Source organism: Nostoc sp. 'Peltigera membranacea cyanobiont' 213, assembly GCF_002245975.1.
Classification (GTDB): Bacteria; Cyanobacteriota; Cyanobacteriia; order Cyanobacteriales; family Nostocaceae; genus Nostoc.
Genome location: NZ_NOLI01000082.1, coordinates 17972 through 37027 on the forward strand (window position 1 = coordinate 17972; position 19056 = coordinate 37027).

At 44.5% G+C, this 19056-nt stretch carries 16 protein-coding genes and 1 pseudogene; 15 read left to right on the forward strand and 2 right to left on the reverse strand.

The window, feature by feature from the left end; genetic code table 11:
* Window positions 1-30 precede the first annotated feature (30 nt).
* The 7 genes from CDG77_RS20990 (at window position 31) to cheB (ending at window position 10116) form a co-directional block, all read left to right on the forward strand.
* A complete protein-coding gene (locus CDG77_RS20990) occupies window positions 31-1590 on the forward strand; it encodes a CheR family methyltransferase (protein ID WP_094331262.1) in 1560 nt (519 codons plus the stop codon).
* Window positions 1580-2641 carry a chemotaxis protein CheW gene (locus tag CDG77_RS20995; RefSeq protein ID WP_094331263.1) on the forward strand — a complete coding sequence of 354 codons (1062 nt, stop codon included), beginning with the start codon at window positions 1580-1582 and terminating at the stop codon, window positions 2639-2641. Before CDG77_RS20990 ends, CDG77_RS20995 begins: the two co-directional genes overlap by 11 nt.
* A gap of 76 nt (window positions 2642-2717) precedes the next feature.
* Complete coding sequence (locus CDG77_RS21000) at window positions 2718-2945, forward strand: hypothetical protein (protein WP_094331264.1); 228 nt, start codon at window positions 2718-2720, stop codon at window positions 2943-2945.
* A gap of 100 nt (window positions 2946-3045) precedes the next feature.
* Complete coding sequence (locus CDG77_RS21005) at window positions 3046-4452, forward strand: HAMP domain-containing methyl-accepting chemotaxis protein (protein WP_094331265.1); 1407 nt, start codon at window positions 3046-3048, stop codon at window positions 4450-4452.
* 21 nt (window positions 4453-4473) lie between these two features.
* Window positions 4474-6042, forward strand: coding sequence for a HAMP domain-containing methyl-accepting chemotaxis protein (locus tag CDG77_RS21010; RefSeq protein WP_094331266.1), 1569 nt, complete (start codon window positions 4474-4476; stop codon window positions 6040-6042).
* Between the two features lie 247 nt (window positions 6043-6289).
* Entirely contained in the window at window positions 6290-8623 is a 2334-nt protein-coding gene (locus CDG77_RS21015; protein ID WP_094331267.1) for a hybrid sensor histidine kinase/response regulator, read from the forward strand.
* Between the two features lie 353 nt (window positions 8624-8976).
* Complete coding sequence (gene cheB, locus CDG77_RS21020; protein ID WP_094331268.1) at window positions 8977-10116, forward strand: chemotaxis-specific protein-glutamate methyltransferase CheB; 1140 nt, start codon at window positions 8977-8979, stop codon at window positions 10114-10116.
* A 323-nt stretch (window positions 10117-10439) separates the two neighbouring features.
* On the opposite strand, the gene CDG77_RS21025 is transcribed toward cheB, so the two are convergent.
* Window positions 10440-10823, reverse strand: a complete 384-nt coding sequence (locus tag CDG77_RS21025; protein WP_094331269.1) for a response regulator — start codon at window positions 10821-10823, stop codon at window positions 10440-10442.
* A 97-nt stretch (window positions 10824-10920) separates the two neighbouring features.
* Window positions 10921-12960 carry a GAF domain-containing sensor histidine kinase gene (locus CDG77_RS21030; protein WP_223269899.1) on the reverse strand — a complete coding sequence of 680 codons (2040 nt, stop codon included), beginning with the start codon at window positions 12958-12960 and terminating at the stop codon, window positions 10921-10923.
* Between the two features lie 29 nt (window positions 12961-12989).
* Here CDG77_RS21030 and CDG77_RS36675 point away from each other — a divergent pair, with 29 nt between their 5' ends.
* The 8 genes and pseudogenes from CDG77_RS36675 (at window position 12990) to CDG77_RS21065 (ending at window position 18962) form a co-directional block, all read left to right on the forward strand.
* Window positions 12990-13145, forward strand: coding sequence for a hypothetical protein (locus CDG77_RS36675; protein WP_181154388.1), 156 nt, complete (start codon window positions 12990-12992; stop codon window positions 13143-13145).
* 89 nt (window positions 13146-13234) lie between these two features.
* The gene (locus CDG77_RS37765; RefSeq protein ID WP_223269900.1) at window positions 13235-13384 is read left to right on the forward strand and encodes a hypothetical protein; all 150 of its coding nucleotides are present in this window, start codon (window positions 13235-13237) and stop codon (window positions 13382-13384) included.
* A 1101-nt stretch (window positions 13385-14485) separates the two neighbouring features.
* A complete protein-coding gene (locus CDG77_RS21040) occupies window positions 14486-15184 on the forward strand; it encodes a hypothetical protein (protein WP_223269901.1) in 699 nt (232 codons plus the stop codon).
* A 41-nt stretch (window positions 15185-15225) separates the two neighbouring features.
* A pseudogene (locus CDG77_RS21045) lies at window positions 15226-17064 on the forward strand (DUF3370 family protein); the annotation flags it as partial.
* Window positions 17065-17341: 277 nt separating this feature from the next.
* Window positions 17342-17581 (forward strand): hypothetical protein, encoded by a 240-nt coding sequence (locus tag CDG77_RS21050; protein WP_094331272.1) that lies wholly within the window; start codon window positions 17342-17344, stop codon window positions 17579-17581.
* Window positions 17578-18036, forward strand: coding sequence for an HNH endonuclease (locus tag CDG77_RS21055; RefSeq protein ID WP_094331273.1), 459 nt, complete (start codon window positions 17578-17580; stop codon window positions 18034-18036). Before CDG77_RS21050 ends, CDG77_RS21055 begins: the two co-directional genes overlap by 4 nt.
* Window positions 18037-18204: 168 nt before the next feature.
* On the forward strand, window positions 18205-18504 hold the full coding sequence (locus CDG77_RS21060; protein ID WP_094331274.1) for a hypothetical protein: 300 nt from the start codon (window positions 18205-18207) through the stop codon (window positions 18502-18504).
* Window positions 18505-18620: 116 nt separating this feature from the next.
* Window positions 18621-18962, forward strand: coding sequence for a WD40 repeat domain-containing protein (locus CDG77_RS21065; protein WP_094331275.1), 342 nt, complete (start codon window positions 18621-18623; stop codon window positions 18960-18962).
* The last annotated feature ends 94 nt before the right edge of the window (window positions 18963-19056 follow it).

The window sequence follows — 19056 nt, forward strand, 5'->3', positions numbered from 1 at the left end:
TAAGCGTATCGGCTCAAAAATAATGTAGTGATGAATCAAACGATCGGCGATCGCCCCATTTTATTTGAATCCAATTCTCAAGACAGTGATGACTCTAGTTTGTCACAGATGGTCGATTTGATTGCTGATACATTCGGCATTCACATCAAGCCACACTATCAAGATACATTAAAGAAAAATCTTTTCACTCGCATCCGGGCGCTGGGATTATGCTCGCTTAATGATTACTATCAGTTCTTGGTGGCAAGAAATCAATTAGTTACTGTTGCAACAGAGTGGCGAGAACTAATATCTTTACTCACTGTCACTGAAACTTATTTTTTTCGGGATGAGGGGCAGATGTCGCTGCTCAAAAATCAGCTGCTCCCAGAGTTAATCGAGCGCAAAACTGTACTTAGTTTAACTCAGCGCAACCCTGCTAATGGAGAATTTTCTCGGCCGACATTACGGCTTTGGAGTGCCGGGTGTTCGACTGGTGAAGAAGCTTACTCACTTGCCATTCTGGTGAAGGAACTAATTCCTGACAATCAGACATGGGACATTCTGATTTTAGGCACAGATATTAATCAACCCGCGATCGCACTGGCTCAACAAGGAATTTACAGCGATTGGTCTTTTCGGACAACCACTCCAGAAATCAAAAATCGCTACTTTCGATCTCACAAACAAGGTTGGAAAATCGATCCTGCTATTCAAGCAATGGTGACGTTTCAACCTGCAAACCTGATGCAGGATAACTATCCCGCTTACGCGTCTAGCATTCACGATTTTGATTTGATTATTTGCCGGAATGTGTTTATTTATTTTGACTTCAACGCGATCGCCCAAGTTATAGACAAGTTTTACTGCTCTCTGACACCGGGAGGGTTTCTGCTCACAGGGCACACGGAATTATACGGACAAACAACTGAACCGTTTCAAGTCAAAAATTTTCCGCAATCTGCGGTTTATCAAAAGCCTACTTCACTAGACGAGCAGAGCAAAGTCTTGAATACCATAACACCTGCTGCCATTGAGAGCAGGGAAACCGAAATTTCTTCGCCCTCTCTCCCAAGCTTGGAAACGGGCTTCGACATCAGCGCAAACACTCAAACTCTTTTAGATGCAGCCAAGGAATCGCTAATTCAAGAAGCTTATGCCGATGTCATTCAAATAGCGGAACAACTGATTGCTCTTGTCCCCCAACACTTTCAGGCATATTGTTTGATGGCAGAAGCTTACGCGAATTTTGGCGATTACTCCCAGGCGAGTCAGGCGTGTCAGCAGGCACTCCAGATCGATCCATTGGCGATCGAACCCTATCATTTGTTGGCTCAAATTGCCGAAGAGCAAGGAGAGCGCGACAGTGCCAAATTATTCTTAAAACGGATTATTTATCTCGCTCCTAATTCTGTTACTGCTCACCTGGAATTGGGTTCTATATACGAACGAGAGGGAAATGAAAAACAGGCTCAAAAAACCTGGCGATCGCTTCTAGAGATTTTGGAAAATCTACCCCAACAAGCGATCGATTCCCATAACCAGCAAACCACTGCTGAACTAAAAGTACACGTTCTTAAGCACTTAAATTCAACTACTCATGAGCCATGAATCTTATTTAATGTTTAAACTCAATCATTCACGCTATGGCATTCCGGCTACAGCCGTGCAAGAACTCTTCTTTCTGCCAGAAGTGACTGCGATCGCGGAAACTCCCAGCACAATTTTAGGCGTGATTAACCTGCGAGGAACGTTTCTGCCCGTGATGGATTTATATCACCGTTTAGAACAAGCGCGTCCCCCTTTTCAATTGACTGACAGCATGATTGTCCTGGAGTGGCAAACTCAACGAATCGGAATCATCGTCAATCAAGTGGACAGTGTGCAAGCGATCGCACCCGATCGGATCGCTGCCAATGTTTGCGATCGCTCGAAAGAGAGTTTGCAAGATAAATTGGTGACTGGCATTGCCAACGTTGAAGAGGGTATCGTTACATTGCTCAATCCCGAACTGTTGGTGCAACACGCTTTTATAGAGACTGTTTTCAATCTAAATTCTGATTTTAACAACGGCTCAGTCAATGACGCACTAAAACATTCCTCTGATTCAGCCCTAAATCAGGGCTTATACGATCGTTTCGATTCGCAGGAGCGACAGATTTTGCAAGAGCGAACTGAAGCTCTGCGGTGTTCGATTGATGAGGAGGATTCGACATCGCTTTTGCCTTTAGCGGTTGTGGGGTTGGGGGGTGAGTACTTTGGGTTTGGCTTGGAAACGGTGCATGAGTTTACCGAGATTCACAAGATTACCCCAATTCCCTGCTGTCCGCCGCACATTGTTGGCAACATCAACTTGCGGGGGGAAATTGTCACCTTAATTAACATCAATAATGTGGTCGATCTGCCCATGAATGGGGTGCGATCGCATCAGCAAGCCGTTGTCGTGCGTCTGGATCGACGAGTGGCGGGCATTGCCGTCGATGACATTTTTGATGTGACGTATATTCATCCCTCCCAAATGACCACGCCTCCAATTGCCTTGAATTCTGCCAAAGATGACTATCTCCAGGGTGTCGCACCTTATCGCGATCGCATGATGAGCATTATCAATTTGTCTAAATTGCTCACTTCAGAGGTGTTAGTTGTCAATGAAGAAGTCTAACGCTTATAAATCTAGTATTTGCCAAGGGAACTTGGTGTGGTAAAGGGGCAGGGGGAAATGACCTCTTCCTCCTGCTGTGAAGCCTACTAGTTTTTTAGAGTTACTGCGTAACGATGCAACAAAGGTGCAAGTTGATACAACAAAGGTGCAAGTTGATGCAATAAAGGTGCAGGTCGATCCAACAAAGGTGCAGGTCGATGCAACAAAGGTGCAAGTCAATGCAACAAAGGTGCAGGTCGATGCAACAAAGGTGCAAGTCAATGCAACAAAGGTGCAGATTAAGAGACTTGTGTGTATACCGTAGCTTGATGGGGTCAATCTAAAATCTAAAATCTAAAATCCAAAATTGTGTAATAGCAATATCTGGAAATTCTCGAACTTATCCACTTACAGGAGATCGCAAAATGGAAAGCAAACGAAACTGGAGACTAAGATACTGGATTATTGGCGGGTATGCAGTTCCCGTGCTGGCATTGTTAATTTCTGCCGGAGCGACGATCGTCAATATCAACACGGTGAACCAACGGTCAGAAAATTTATTGTCTTCTTATGACATTAACTCAATACTTGACGATCTTTCTGTTAGCGTGCAAAGTAATTCTAAGGCAAATCGAGGCTATTTGTTAGAACAAAATCAGCAATCGCTTGAGAGCTACCGAAAGACTCAAAAGGATTCCAAGGAATTTATAGCAAAACTGATAACACTTGCCCGATCGCAACAGGAACGACAGTCTTTAAGCAAACTGGAGGAACTGCTCAATAAACAGATTGCTTTTGACGATAACGTGATGGCAAATGTATATCGGGGCAAAGTCAAAGAAGCCGTTGAAAGCTGGAGTAAGGGAAATTCCCGCAATCAAGGGCAGGATGTCGTAGACATGATTGGAGAAATGCAGCAGCGAGAAGATCAGACTTTTGCAACCGCCGCGAAAGAGCTACAAGAGGCGCTCAATGCCCTCAAGTTCACGGTGATGTTAGCAAGTGGACTCTCCCTGGTGCTATCTATTTTAATTGGCATCTGGGTCATTAGCCGCACTTCCCGCCAGATGAACGCCTCTGCCAGCGCGATCGCAACTTCTACAACTGAAATTGCCACGACGATTGAGCAGCAAGAACGCGCCACCATCCAACAAGCCACTTCTGTCACCCAAACCACCACGACAATGGATGAATTGGCGGCTTCCTCGCGCCAGTCTGCCGAACAAGCAGAAGCCTCAGCCGCAGGGGCGCGGCAGGTGTTGTTGCTGGTAGACGGTCGCACTCAAGAGGGTCAGTTCAGCCAATCGAGTCTACGCGAGAAAGTAGGCGATATTGCCGCCCAAATTCTCCATCTCAGCGAACAAACCAATCAAATCGGCACGATCTCCACCCTGGTTAGTGACTTAGCAAGTCAAACTAATATGCTAGCGCTGAACGCGGCAGTAGAAGCGGTGCGAGCCGGGGAACATGGCAAAGGCTTTGCAGTTGTTGCTGCCGAAATTCGCAAACTGGCAGACCAGAGTAAGCGATCGGCTGAAAAAATTAATGTACTGGTTTTAGACATTCAAAAATCGACCAATTCCACCGTTATTGTCACAGATGAAGGCACGAAAACCGTAGAAAAGATTGTGGATGCCATCAGAACGATCGCCATAAATGGTCAACAAATTTCCCTTACTTCCAATCAACAAGCGATCGCAGTGCAACAGGTGGTAGAAACCATGAACTCGCTTAATATTGCTGCTAAGGAAACCGCCTCTGGCATTAGTCAAATTAAAGCCGGTACCCAACGACTGAATGATGCCGCCCAAGAACTAAAAGCCGTTGTCTAAAAATGTATTGGAGTAACAGCTATGTTAAAAAATATGTCTCTAAATGGACGATTGATGGGATCGTTTTTGCTGATGGGCGGCGTCGTTTTGGTCGTAGGCTTTTTCGGCTGGTGGGGTACTCATAAATTAAGCAGCCATATCGACACCCTCAGTAATAACAGCCTCCCCAGCATCGACGGATTGTGGAGACTTAATGAAGGGCAGACCCAGATCCAGTCGGCAGAACGAGCGATTCTCAACCCCGAATTACCCTCCGCAGCCAAACAGTCTGAGTTAAATCGAATGCAGACAGCCTGGAAGCAGATTGACGCAGGACTTGAGGAATATGAAGCCACGCCCCGCACCCCCGACGAGGACAAACTCTATCAGACGTTTAAGCAACAGTGGCAGGCATGGAGGCAGGATCATGCTGCCTATCTTCAGGCTTACCAAGATTTTGCCCAGTTAGGTGTTGTAAACCCCACTGCCAGACAGCTTGAATTGACCAGCCAGAAGCGAGAAAATTCTCCAGAAATGAAGGTGGCGATCGCTGCTGCCGATCGACTGACAAAACTCAGACAAAATGCTGTTGTCAAAAATGATGTTTCCTTTGCGACTGCAACTAACTCATTGTTGCAACTGATCAAAATTAATCAGGATACTGCTGAAGATGCAAATAAAGCCGCCAGTGATGATACCCGCTTGACCACAGGTTGGGTGCTTACTGGTATTATTGCTGGGCCTCTGGGGGCAATCTTACTAGGATTTTTTCTTGCTAAACCGTTGACAGGCAAAATTGCTCAAATTGTTCAAATAATGGCTGCCTCCACCAATGAAATTGCCGCTACGGTTGAGCAGCAAGAACGGACTGCGACTCGGCAGGCAAGTTCTGTCAATCAAACCACTATCACCATCGATGAATTGGGAGCCTCATCGCAGCAGTCAGCCGAACAGGCAGAATCGGCGGTAGCAGGCGCACGGCAGGCGTTGATCCTTGCAGGTAACGGTGCTGATGCTGTAAAACGCACCCTCAAGGGAATGGAAACCCTCCAGCAGAAAGTCGCAGCGATCGCCGACCATATCACACGCTTAAATGAACAAACCAAGCAGATTGGCAGTATCTCTGGTTTGGTGGGCGAGTTGGCAAGTCAGACTAATATGCTGGCGTTAAATGCGGCTGTAGAAGCAGTTCGGGCAGGGGAGAATGGTAAAGGTTTTGCCGTTGTCGCAGCTGAAATTCGCAAACTAGCAGACCAGAGCAAAAAATCAACCGAAAAGATCGGCACCTTGGTAGGCGACATTCAATCTGCCATCAGCATCACTGTCGTTGTCACCCATGAAGGCACTAAAACTGTGGAAGAAGGGACGCGAATTGCCCAGGAAACATCAGAATCCTTTGCAGGTGTAGAAGTTGCAGTGAATAACATTGTCATCAACAGTCAACAGATTTCACTCAATATCAACCAGCAAGCGATCGCGATTCAGCAAATTGTCTCTGCCATGAATGACCTGAATATTGCTGCGCGTGAAACTGCCAGTGGCATTAGCCAGATCCGCTCTGGTACTCAACAACTAAACGAGTCAGCGCAAGCACTCAAGGCAACTATTTAGTCGCTCAACCCCCAGGTTCGGATAAGCAGGGGAGGCAGAGGAGGCAGGGGAGGAAAGAGAGTTATTCAGGACTTACGCACACTCTACAATATCTTGGCGTTCTTGGCATCTTGGCGGTTCGATAAATTAAGCTTTTTGGCGATTTTTGCGTAAGTCCTATTATTATTAAGCAATTTCTCTTCCCCGGCTTCTCTGCTCCCCCTGCTTATCCAAACCGTATTGGCTCAACCCCTAACTACTTAAAACTATGATGATCGATGATGAAGAACTGAGAGACGTTTTCAAAGTAGCCAGCGAAGAACACCTGCAAAACCTGGATGATGGATTACTACATCTGGAAAACCATCCCAACGATCTGGCTGTCCTGGAAGCCTTGATGCGAGAGGCGCATTCTCTCAAAGGCGATGCCAATATGCTGGGAGTCAAAGATGTAGGCACTCTGGCACATCAAATTGAGCATATTTTGACTCAACTCAAGCAACAAGAAAACCCGGCATCCTCATTGGGCAATGATACAACAGACTCACCCTACGAACGCCTCGCTCATGCGATCGCCGCCATCCGCAAACTCGTTCATGAAGCCGTCACCGGAGAACCTGCCAGGGTTGATACCTTTTCTGTTCTGGCCGAATTGATGGGAGCGCCGTCGGTAAAAAAGGAAGATAATCCAAGTCAGGAACCAGAAGTCAACAGTATTGAAGTCATAAACACAGTCAAAAACAATACTTTTGATAAGAATCAAGAGCTAAAGGAAAACGCAACAATCCAAAATCCAAAATCCAAAATCGTTCGACTGAGCGAAGCCGAAGTCCAAAATCCAAAATCCCCCACCAATAGCTACCGCATCGAAACCATCCGCGTTGGCACTCGCCACCTAGATACGTTGATGACGCAAGCAGGGGAGTTAACTGTAACCAAAATTCGGATTGCTCATCGGCTGGGAGAAATTGAGGCGATCGCCAATTTGTGGGAAGAATGGAATCGAGATTTGTTCACTAATCGGTTTGCGTTCAGCCGAGAGCAACAAGGTGATGTCGCCCACCAACGTCTAGAAACTTTTCATCATCACTCTGAAAAACGATTAGAGCAATTGGGCCATTTGGTGAAAACCTTGCAGAGTTCCCTTTCGGAAGACACAACCCGACTGGAACAACTAAGTAGCGATCTAGAAGAGGGGATTCGTACCCTGCGATTGCTGCCCTTTGCAACGATTTTCAACCTCTTCCCTCGGATGGTGCGCGATTTGGCGCAGCAGCAGGGAAAATTGGTGGAGTTGATCCTGGAAGGCAAAGACACCCTTGCCGACAAACGCCTGTTGGAAGAAATGAAAGATCCGCTAATGCACATCCTGCGGAATGCGATCGATCACGGGATTGAGCCACCACAGGAACGGGAACGGCTAGGAAAACCAACAACGGCAACGATTCGGCTCAAAGCTTACCAGACTCCCACTAACATTGTGCTGGAAATCAGCGATGATGGGCGGGGGCTTGACCTGGATAGAATCAAACAAATAGCGGTGAAACGGGGCATTTGCGGGGAGGAAGAATTAGCAGCAATGACTCCCAGCCAAATCCAGGCGTTGATCTTCGCACCGGGGTTTTCAACAGCCCCCCTGGTGACAGAAATATCAGGGCGGGGTGTGGGGCTGGATGTGGTGCAAACCAATGTCGAGAAATTGAAAGGTACGATTCAGGTAGAATCGTTTCCCGGACAGGGATGTACGCTGCGCGTCAATCTCAGTATCACCTTGGCAACCGCCCATGTCTTGATTGTGCAAGTGAACGAAATGCCTTACGCCATCCCAGTCGAGTTTGTACAAACCGCTTGCTTAATCAAGTCAGAAGAGATTTTTCCCTTGGAGGGACGTGACACAATAATTCGGGATAGCCAACCCATTTCGATTGTGCAGTTGGCCGATCTATTAGAACTGCCCCCGATGCCATCTGGATTAACTCAAGAAACGGCACTTTCCTGTATTATTCTTCAGGTTGGGCAAGCACAACTGGGTGTAGTGGTGGATGCCTTAGTGGATGAGCAAGATATACTGATTAAACCCCAAAGTCAGTTACTTAAACGAGTTCGCAATGTTTCTGGAGCAACAATTTTAGGCACTGGAGATGTGTGTATGGTGCTGAATCCCCAGGATTTGGTGAAATCAGCCCGATCGCGATCGCAGTCCATTTCTTCTACCCAAACTCGTCAACTTGCACCCACAAAACCAACCGTCTTATTAGTGGAAGATTCCATTGCCACACGCACGCAAGAAAAGCGGATTTTAGAAACCGCAGGCTATCAAGTGATTACTGCTGTGGATGGTTTGGATGGATTTAACAAGCTGCGATCGCACGCCGTTGATGCCGTTGTCAGCGATGTGCAAATGCCAAATCTCGATGGCTTCGGGTTAACTGCCAAAATCCGCCAATATCAAGAATATAGCGAACTTCCAATTATCCTGGTTACTTCCCTTGCCAGCGATGAAGATAAACGTCGGGGTGCGGAAGCCGGAGCCAATGCCTACATTATCAAAGGCAGCTTTAATCAAGAAGCCTTGCTGTCAACCCTCAAACGGTTAGTGTAGAGGTTTTCGGATGAAATGGCGCGAAGATAAGGCAGGAGGCAGGAGGCAGGAGGCAGAAGGAAAATAAAATAAAAAGTTGAAAGTCTTACAGTATAAAAATTTCATATAGCGGTTATTAGTTGAGTGCAATACAGACCTAACCCCCAGCCCCTTCCCTATAAGGGAAGGGGAGTAAGATTCAAAGCCTCTCTCCTAAAAGGAGAGAGGTTTGGAGAGAGGTCAAACTGTATTGCTTCCATTCGAGAACTGCTATAACTCCTGCCTCACCCGAACAAAAAGCTTTTCTTAGTGCCATTCGTTTTCGGATGAATAAACAATAATTTTCTCGTAAAATCTCAACTTACTATCAATTGATGAAAAACTCTGCCCCAATTCGCGTCTTTCTGGTGGAGGATTCGCTCGTCGCCTTAACCATCCTCAAGCGGATTCTGGCGAGTTCCCTGGAAGTGGATGTGGTGGGAACTGCTCCCAATGGCGTGGAAGCATTGGAGCGAATTCCAGCCGCACAGCCCCAGGTAATCTGCACCGATTTACACATGCCCAAAATGGATGGACTGGAACTCACCCGCCGGATTATGGCAGACTATCCCCGTCCCATTCTAGTAATCAGCACTTCCGTCAACACTCAAGAAGATTCCCGCAATGTTTTTAAACTGCTGCAAGCGGGTGCTTTGGATGTTTTTCCCAAACCCAGCATTGACTCACTTTCAGACTACGAACACGTTAAGCACGAATTAATCAACCGGATCAAAGTTCTGGCAGGGGTTACAGTCTTTACTCGCCACACTTCCCGAACTGCGACGGTAGAACCGAGAACGCATCCTGTTAGCCCCAAAAGTAAGCCAGAACCATTCAACCCAAAATCGGTCAGTAACTCGCAATTCCCGATTCGTAATTCTCCCTTCTCCCTGCCCAAAATCGTGGCGATCGGAGCCTCCACAGGCGGCCCCCAGGCATTCTACACGATTTTAAAACAACTGCCTGCAAACTTTCCCGTACCCATTCTGTGCGTCCAACATATCAGCGAAGGATTTCTGCAAGGACTGGTAGATTGGCTGGCAGCAGAATGTTTCCTGCGCGTGACGATCGCCCAACCGGGAGAATTTCCCAAACCGGGTACTGTCTACTTCGCTCCCGAACGAAAACACCTGCAACTCGACACTCAAGGGCGATTAACCACCGTCAGCACCCCTGCCGTTTCCGGGCATCGTCCCTCCGTCACAGCTTTGTTTCAAGCCGTTGCCACCTGCTATCCGCGATCGGCGGTTGGTATTTTGCTGACTGGTATGGGACGCGATGGTGCAGATGGATTACAAGCGATCGCCCAAGCTGGAGGCACTACCATTGCCCAAGATGAACAAACCTGCGTTGTCTTCGGGATGCCCAAAGAAGCGATCGCTCTGGGAGCCGCCCAACATATTTTGGCGATCGGCGAAATTGCCCCCATGTTATTGAATCGAATCTGCTACATGAACTCTAAACATCTTTTTTAAAGTAATACCAATTCTGTATAAAGATGCGCTAAACCATATTTAATACTAATTTGAAAAAAGAATGCGACAAATAGACCATTTGTAGAGACGCGATTCATCGCGTCTTTACCCAAGGATGTGTTGCGATCATTAATTGAATTGGTATAAGTACAAGAAAGAAGAAAGAAAAACGAACCGCCAAGGACGCAAAGGACGCAAAGAAAGAAGTTAAAAGGGTTTGGTAGAGCCTCACAAAGAAATGGTATAAGCTCTGTATCCCACAACTAAAGTTTCTAAGTAATTTTCCATTTTTAATTTTCTATTTGGGTTTTAATAAAAGCAGGTCAGGTGTAAATAAATTTTCGTACAGTTTCTCGCAATTGTTCGGCATCAAAAGGTTTGATCAAATATTCTGTTGCACCCGCCAGATGACCCTTCACCCGGTCGAAAGGGGAATCTTGAGAAGTCACCATAATCACGGGCAAATGCTGAAACTGGGGCAGGCTCCGCACCGTGCGGCAAAACTCCAACCCGTTTACATCCGGCATTTGCACATCCAATAGCAAGACTGAAATCCGTTGATGATAAATGATCGACAGGGCATCAACCGCGTTAGCGGCTGTTATTACTTGATAGCCAGGTTCTAACGCTCGTTTAATCATTTGATGAATCACAGGGCTGTCATCAAGCGCGAGAACAATCGGTAAGCTTGTCGTACCATTTGACATACTTTACAAGTCGATGAGTCAATCATCGTTGGCGTTTACTCTAGCATTCCCAAAGTAAGACTTGAACAATTGATATTTTGAGAATTTTATACACACTTCAAGTATTTTTAACCAGAGGCTCAACCGGAATTTGAATCAAGAACTCGCTGCCTTTCCCCAGTTCTGAGGAGCATTTTAAAATGCCGCCATGTTTTTCAACCACAATTTGATAGCTGATGGACAGCCCCAGTCCGGTTCCCTTGCCGATGGGTTTGGTGGTGAAGAATGGATTGAACAGTTTTTGCTGGGTTGTTTCTGTCATCCCAGAACCGTTATCTCGAATCCGAATCACTACATTATCTGCGTGGGAGAGTTGGGATAGATCGGAACTACCCGATTCTCTACTAATGAGTTCTGTTTGAATGGTAATGATCGGATTAGGCGTTTCATCTAAGGCATCGATCGCGTTACCCAAAAGATTCATAAATACTTGATTCAATTGCCCCGCATAACAATCAACAGGCGGTAAATTTTCGTATGCTTTAATCACCTGAATCTCAAACTTGGCACTAGTTAATTTCAACCGACTCTTCAAAATTAACAACGTGTTTTCAATCCCTTCATGGATATCCACAGGTTTCATCTCGGCTTCATCCAGGCGCGAGAAGTTCCGCAGAGATAGGACAATTTGCCGAATTCGTTCTCCACCCATTTGCATCGACGACAATAAATTAGGCAAATCTTGCATCAAGAAATCAAGATCGATGCACTCTATCTTTTCCTGAATAGCATCAGTTCCATTGGGATAGGTTGCCTGATAAAGATCCAATAGTTCTAGCAAATCCCGAACATAGTTGGTTGCATAAGCAATATTACCGTTAATAAAGTTGACTGGGTTGTTGATTTCGTGGGCAACTCCAGCCACCAATTGTCCCAGGCTCGACATCTTCTCTTGCTGTACCAGTTGCATTTGGGTTTGCTGCAACTGGCTCAGGGCGTTCCCTAGATAGGTGGCTTGAGTTTGAGCTGCAAAGGCGGTTGCTCGTGTTTGGGCAAGCAGTTCTGCCTGATCGAGAGCGATCGCTACCTGATCGGTGACAGCTTTGAGTAACCGAACTTCACTATCAGCCCATTGGCGCGAACCGCGACAGTGATGGCAAATAATTGCACCCAATTGACCCGAATGGGTTCTCAGTGGCAGCAACAGCATCGAGGTTACTGCCAGTTCATGCAGCAGGACGCTATCCTCCGGGGTGAGTGCCTCTGAGGTAGTAGAAATATCCTCAATCCGTAGCATATCTAGATTTAAGATAGTTTCTGCCAGAACGGAGCCTGGCCCAAGGGAAAGTTCCCCCAACGCCATCTGAATCTCTGGGTTAGTCGCTTCGTGAGTCACCATAAACTTGAACCGATCTTTGTTGGGCAGACACCACACAAAGTCACAGCGATCGACTTGCAACAGAGTATGAATCTCATTTACTGCCGTTTGTAAAATCGTGTCCAGATCCAGAGAATTACGGATTTGATTTGCCAAATTAAACAGAATTGAATCTTGTTGACCAACCAATTGCTGAGTAATCAATTGCTGTTTTAGTTGTTTGATTTCCGGAATCGTTTGCCGCAGCTTCGTGGTGTTGCGCTTTAGCTCCAATTGCGCTATTACTTGGTGGCTGAGTGTCTGCAATCCTTTCCGTTGTTTCTGGCTCAGATCGCGCGGTTCAATGTCCATGACGCAGAGTGTACCCAAGGCACAACCGCCAGTTATTACTACGGGGACTCCGGCATAAAACCGGATATTGGGAGCATTTATAACGAAGGGATTGGTGGCAAAGCGGGGATCGGCCAAGGTATCTGGAATCACAAAGACATCTGACTGGCGAATGGTGTAGTTACAAAATGCGAAGTCTCGGCGAATTTCTGTTAATGTGATTCCCACCTTAGACTTAACCAACTGGCGATCGGCTCCGATAAAACTCACCAGTGCCATTGGAGTTTGGCACAGATCGGCTGCCAGTGCTGTCAAGTCATCTAATGCCCGATTGGGTACAGCATCCAAACCTTGAAACTGATACACTGCTTTGAGCCGTGTCAGTTCGTTGGTGCAGGGCATCGTTGTGCAGGAGAGCATGGAATCAAGTAATAAATCAGGGATTTTCATAGTTTTATAATTGAGGTGCGATCGCTAATTTGACAGCGAAACATTTGCAATCGCTTTTAGAACTTCTCCAACCCAATGGTGTTGAAGTTAGTAGCACTTATCACCAATTATCGCTTAAGTATCTCCAACAACTTAACTCACAATTGAGTTATCCCATAGATATTAACCTCAAACGTCCTGTTTGATTTACTGCAAGAATGGGAATTTGATTTATATGTAGAGAAAATTGAGCCAGCTAATGCCAAAATAAAAAAGCCCAAAATTCTTGAATCTCATGGTGAACCGCCAGCCCAGTATGGTGAAGAGGGAGAAAGCTGGGAATAGATTTGCTACTGAGATTAGCTACATTCTAATCCATACATACGTGTCAGAATGGGCAGTGCGATCGCTCTATTATATTGGTTTTCAGTTGCAGTCCAGCTAGTTGTAGCGACCTGCAATTATAAATCACCCAACCTGCAATCATCGTTGTTTTCAGCCAGGATTATTTGCAACTATAATTTCAGTTGAGCCAGGATTAATTGCAACTGAGCCAGGATTATTTGCAACCAGCCTGCAATCATCCGTTTCGACCAGGATTAATTGCAAATAAGCTCAACACTTTACTAGGACTGAGTTTTCTTTCCTTGACAGGGGTTTGTCAAAAAACTCATGTCAGAATTTGATAAATTAACTTTGAATTATTTACCGAGTTTTTTTACTCGAAAACCAACGGTAAAAGTAACTCTGAGCCTTACTGGTGACGCAGTTAAGAAATCGTTCGTTTTTTTTACTTTTATAGTTGCAGATAATCCTGGCTCAAACCGATGATTGCAGGTTGGTTGCAGATAATGCTGGCTCAGTTGCAATTAATCCTGGCTGAAGCACAATTATAGTTGCATTTAATCCTGGTTTGTAAATGTCTTGATTGCAGGTTTGAGCGATTAGTATTGCAGGTCGTTACACCTAGCAAGACTCCTGCCAGCAGGGGCGAGATGAGTTGAGCGCAAGCTTCTGCTGACTGAACCATACCGCTAGCACGCGGTAAGTGTTCTTTCGGCACGAGCATTGAGGTCGAAGCTGTGTAGGCTGGCAACTGGAAGGCTTTGAAGGAATGGCACTAAGAAAAGCTTTAAGCTATGCCCCGTAATGATTACAGGCATTTATGCGATTAAGAAGTCAAGGAGTAAGAGCGATCGCTATTTTTTGTAGGTGCTGTGAAAATCAGGGTAACGGTGAGGGTTGCCCCAAAAAATTTTAGATAGGAAAAGCTTACTCGTCTGTGAAATACTTTTTTGAGACGAGCAAGCGAATACGATAATTACTACTGTGACACTACGAGTACAAATCCTCAAGGACAAATTTAATCAAAGTTTAGGGCTACCTTTTAAAGAACTATTGCCAGAATCTGCAATAAGGCTTGCAATCTCTGAGTTAAAGATCAAATACAAAAAGCGATTATTTGACTCATTTATAACCTTGTGGGCATTTTTATCTCAAGTTTTAGATACTGATAAAACTTGTCATAATGCTGTGAGTAAAATAATTGCACCTAAAAGCAGAGTCAGATGTAGAAATTCCTTCATCAGATACGAGTGCTTACTGTCAAGCTAGGGCAAGATTACCAGAAAAATTATTAGAAAAGCTTTTTAATTCATCATCACAAAACTTAGAAGCAAGAGTGACAACAGAAAATCTCTGGTACGGTCGAAATGTGAAGGTAATAGACGGTTCAACTATTTCTATGCCTGACACCGTAGAAAACCAGAAAGAATATCCTCAACATAGTAGTCAACAGCCCGGATGTGGCTTCCCAATTGCAAAAATTGGTGTGATATTCAGTTTAGCGACAGGAGCCGCCGTTGCTTTTTGCATAGACATTTTGAACACTCATGATATTAAATTAGCGAGAAAATTGTACAAAGAAATTCATGTTTATTTACTTGCTTACAATTTACTTCGAAGCTTGATGTGGCAGGCTGGAACTACTTACAATACCCCTCCAAATCGTTTATCGCTTCAAGGTACTCGACATCATTTACTGAATTTTATTCCTAAATTAGAAACTGCTCACTCTCAAAAACGCTTTTCTCTTTATCGTAGTTTACTGAAAATTATTGTTCACAAGGTTGTCCCCGACCGTCCTGGACGCAGCGAACCACGAGTCACTAAACGTCGCCCCAAAGCTTACCCCAGATTGACCAAGCCCAGACATGAATTACGTCATCAATTGCAAACTGCTTAATTGATAAGGCTTTCCGCTTTTCTTAGTGCCATTCCCCCAACGCCCTAGCCTTTTCTGACACTCAAAGCTATTGGGCAAAACATTGTATTCAGCAACTAAAAGAGCGTAAACTGATTACAGGCTACCCTGATGGTAGTTTTCGCCCAGAAACAACAGTGACACGCGCAGAAGCAGCAGTGTTAATGCTAAATGCTTTTCCTAATTCACCAGTGAAACGCACATCTATGTCATTTAAAGATGTACCTGCTGATTATTGGGCGAATAAAGCAATTTCTACCGCTTACCAAAAAGGATTTTTTTCTGGTTATCCTGGTGGTATTTTCCAGCCAAACCAACCAATTCCTCGTGCCCAAATCATTGGTGTTGTAGCTGGGGGGAAAAATTACAGCCCTTTACCTAACCCAATGCAGACATTACAAGAATATTTTAACGATGCGGGGCAAATACCTAACTATGCCCAAAATGCGCTTGCATCTGCCACGATTAATACTATTGTTGTCAATTATCCCAATGTCAAACAGCTAAAACCACTACAAAGCGCGACTAGAGGGGAAGTTGCGGCATTAATGTGTCGGGCGCTAAATATTTACACGGTTCCCCCACAATATATTGCTGGAGTCGAAGTAGACAGCCAAGAAATACGTCCCTTACCAGGAAAACTTGATATTATTCCCACCTTCAACAGTAATAGTCCTGAACTGGTGACAACTGAAGGAATTTTACTATCAACTTTTCCCCCAGATGGGAAACAAGTACATGAAGCACATTTAAATTATCCCTTTGAAGGCAGATTTGACATATTTGCTCATCATATCGTCAGGGCAGAAACACCAGCCCAAAGCCGCACTGTATACCAAGGGATAATTGTACATAATCCGGGAAATGAACCTGTCACACTGCAAGTATTACAAGCAGCTAGTTACCTTACCAAAGAAGCACAGTTTATTGCTTTAGCTGATATGGTTGAAAATCCCCAAGGTACAGTTTACTCTGGGCCAGGCGATCGCACAATGAATGATGTACTGCGGGGAGTTCGGCAAGAGATTTTTCCCCAAAGGCTGGTGATAGAACCAAAAGAAACTCAAATTCTAGCAAATTTACCAATACCAGTACAGGCTCCTTCTTCTAACGGTCGTACTACGATGATGCGCTTGGCAAGTAGTAATCCAGTTTATATCGCAAATTTAGTCAAAAATAGTAAGATTTCACCGACTTTAGGCGAGTGGCAAGAGCTTTTGGATACAGGTAGTTTAGCCGGAAAGCGTGACCCCATTCCAACACCTCTTGACCCTCCCAGAGAACCAACGGTATTTAGTCGCGTCGCTGGTGTATCCCAAGGAACGCAATGGAAAACACAAATTACGGACAATTCCAATGTTTCCGAGTTAACAATACCCTCACCAGGAAAGGCGTTTTCTTATCCTTTGGGAACTGTACATTTAATTACTCTTAGCACTGGACAAATTCAAAGTGCAGCAATGTTAAAACGTTATCCTGATACTGCTTACTTTGCTCACAGTAACTATGGTGTTGAGTACAATCTAACTTTGCCTCTAAGAAATATTACGAATGAAACCCAGACTATAACTGTGTCAATACAGACTCCTGTGAAGGATGAAGGGGGAACAGATAGACTGCTATTTTTAAAACCAGGTGTAGAACAAATATTCTTTCGGGGAACGGTGCGGGTTCGTTACATAGATGATAATGGCTTAGAAAAGACGCGCTATGTGCATTTGGTACAGCGTCGGGGACAAAGGGGCGAACCATTGGTGACACTAAAGATGTTGGCGAGTGAAAAGCGACAAGTACAGATAGACTTTTTGTATCCTCCAGATTCTACGCCACCACAGGTTTTGACGGTGAGAACAAAGACGTGATTTAGGATCAAGTCTCGTGCTTTACGCAAAAAAACGAATAGTCTTGAAGTTGGGATTACAAAGGATAGAGGTCAGCATCAGCTAGCTTATTACAGACGGCAACCGCGAATTTAAATAGATGCTTTGGAGAAAAAGACAAGTCTACTTGCATTACAGAGGTACGTAATCTTACATTAATTGCTTACCTTTTATCAACTGACATTCAAACTAAAGCAGGTAAGGAAGATTCGCTGTTAAAATACCACCAGTTGACTAAATTAAACGAGATATACAGCTTATGATTACTCAAATGATGGTTCAACCCTCATTCTGGGTAGATTCTGGAATCAAACTCAGTAAAGTTAGGGACATACATTTGTTTAAATTTACTGAAGAATTACAGTCTCGACTCGAAGAATTATCTGAGAAAAAGAAAGCTGGATTGATAACCACAGAAGAAGATGCTGAATTGGCAGGTATATTGGAACTGGATAGAATTTTTACCTTGCTCAACGCCAAAATCATTTCTGAGTCATGACAGTTAATGATGCAACCAAAAAATTAGTCAGACAAAGAGCGAAATTTCTTTGTGAATACTGTCATTCTTCAGAAGAAGCAAGTGCTGCTCTATTTTCTATTGACCATATTATCCCACAGTCTCTTAAAGGTTCGGATGACCCTGATAACCTGGCGTTAGCTTGTCAGCGCTGTAACGGATATCGCTACAATTTCACTACTGGAATTGATCCAGATACAGGACAGATGCTACCCCTGTTTAATCCACGCCAGCAAAAGTGGTCAGATCACTTTATTTGGTCAGGAGATGGTCTAAAAATTATTGGCATTAGTTCTGTAGGACGAGCTACAAGTAATCGTTTAGACCTCAATGATGAACGTCATAATGAAGGGTCTATTGTCAAAGCTCGTCGTCTTTGGCTCAAAGGTGGTTGGCATCCACCGGATGAAGATCCACGACAAGTAAAAGAGTTTTGATTTGCAATTTCTTTAACTGTAAAAGTGCATCACTCAAGCAATGGCGTAGTCCATCGCCTCCTCAATCGATTTCTCATGAGTGATTGCCGAAGCCCTGCTGTTGACAGTACAGGTAGTGGGCTTGAGTAATCTCCAAGTTACAAGATGGAGTTTTTCAAGTAAAAATATATGAGTAATACTGAATTTCATCCTTGCCCAATTTGTTCGACCCCTACTCGATATTTTCCAAGATATCCACGTGCAGTTTGCGATGATTGCTATAGCAAAGCAAGTGATGCTCAGGGACGAAAATTGAGTTTTTTTAATACCTCAATGAGTGGAGGATTTGAGGGAGTTATAACTGAAACTAAAGAGAAGTACGAAAGCCATATTTGCTATATTGATGGGGTAAAATGCTGCGCTGATGAAGCTCGGTTTGGCGGAATTGTGATTGAAACGATGATAAATGATAATTTTTCTAATCACTAGGAAACCATATTTAGATTATTAATTAATACTCAGTATTTGACTGTGGTCTATCAGATTAGGTGCGATTGCGCCCCATCAAATGGGAACCATGTTATGTAATTGCGTTCCTTGGCACCATGAAATTATTGCATTTTCTCAAATCCAGACCAGTCATTATAGTTTTAGCAATTGCAGTAAACATCACTGTTATTAACGTAGATTCTTCTAGTTCAAAGCTTCCCATAAGCAAGAGTACAATTACTCAGTCCCAACCACAGATTCAACTTGTTCACACACTGACTGGGCATAAAAAAGTGACTTTTGGTGTTCGAGCAGTTGCGATTAGCTCTTTGGGGCAAACCCTGATTAGTGCAGGTAGAGATGATACAATTAAATTCTGGAATTTACGTACAGGGGAATTGTTGCGTAGTTTAGACGCTCACTCAGATGGTGTTACTGGGAGCTACGCGATTTTGTGAGGTTGGGTGAAAAAGGTGCGATCGCTAAAACTTACATTTGTGTATGAGGTAGTTTTATTTGCAATTAATATACGTAATTACATGAAAAAGCATC